Origin of the sequence: Dolichospermum circinale AWQC310F, assembly GCF_000426925.1 — a bacterium.
Taxonomy (GTDB): domain Bacteria; phylum Cyanobacteriota; class Cyanobacteriia; order Cyanobacteriales; family Nostocaceae; genus Dolichospermum; species Dolichospermum circinale.
In genome coordinates this window covers 1-1,008 of record NZ_APIZ01000360.1, presented here as the reverse complement: position 1 = coordinate 1,008, position 1,008 = coordinate 1, and the positions used below count along the sequence as shown (strand labels likewise).

At 29.1% G+C, this 1,008-nt stretch carries 1 protein-coding gene; it reads left to right on the top strand.

Annotation, left to right across the window (positions count from 1 at the left end; all coding sequences use genetic code 11):
- Positions 1 to 86 precede the first annotated feature (86 nt).
- Positions 87 to 974: an IS982 family transposase gene (locus tag ACIR310F_RS0100390; protein WP_028082114.1), complete on the top strand. Its 888-nt coding sequence runs from the start codon at positions 87 to 89 to the stop codon at positions 972 to 974.
- Positions 975 to 1,008 lie beyond the last annotated feature (34 nt).

Here is a 1,008-nt window from a genome sequence, read left to right as displayed (position 1 = left end):
AAAAACCATTAAATAACATTACTAATTATACTCAAAATTACACCAAAGATTTAAGAATAAAGTAGTTGTTTGAGCCAGGATGGACAATGGAATTAGAAAAATTATTTTGTGCAATAGATGATTTCTGTTTGGATTTTGAAGCAAAATTGAACTCAGAACTAATTTCGAGCCAGTCACAAAAAAGAAAAAGAAAAAGTCACTTATGTTTAAGTGAAGTCATGACTATTATTGTTCATTTTCACCAATCAAGATATCGTAATTTTCAGGACTACTATCAAAAAAGCATTTTAAAAAACTACCAGAAATATTTTCCATCTTTAGTGAGTTATAATCGCTTTGTTGAATTAATGCCTGATGCTTTACTGCCTTTAATTTGTTATCTTAATACTCGCAAAGGTCAATGTAGTGGTATCTCTTTTATTGATAGTATGGGTATTCCTATTTGTCATAATAAAAGAGCAAAAAGAAATAAAGTTTTTCGGGGTTTATCTGGCTGGGGTAAGAGTTCTGTAGATTGGTACTTTGGATTTAAACTTCATTTAATTATTAATGAGCAAGGGGAATTATTAGCTTTTCAAGTCACTCCTGGAAATATTGATGACCGGAAACCAGTTCCTACTTTAGCACAAAATTTATGGGGAAGACTTTTTGGAGATAAAGGATATATTTCTAAAAGTTTATTTCAGGAACTATTGGAGAATGATGTGAAGTTAATTACTCCTTTTAAGAAGAATATGAATAATAAATTAGTTGAATTGTGGGAAAAACTTATGTTAAGAAAAAGGGCTTTAATCGAAACTGTCAATGACCAACTCCAAAATATTTCCCAAGTTGTTCATTCTCGTCATCGTAGTATTTCTAACTTTATGGTTAATATTATTTCGGGTTTAATTGCTTATACTTGGCAAGATAAAAAACCTTCTTTAAAGTTAGATAAACATGAAGTAACTTCTCTACCAGCTTTATTAATTTAATTATTTTTATACAATTAAATTGTGAATCCAAAAT

Bases quoted from the DNA above. Each gene is read 5' to 3' on its own strand.
- ACIR310F_RS0100390 (WP_028082114.1), top strand. From the start codon at position 87: ATGGAATTAGAAAAATTATTTTGTGCAATAGATGATTTCTGTTTGGAT.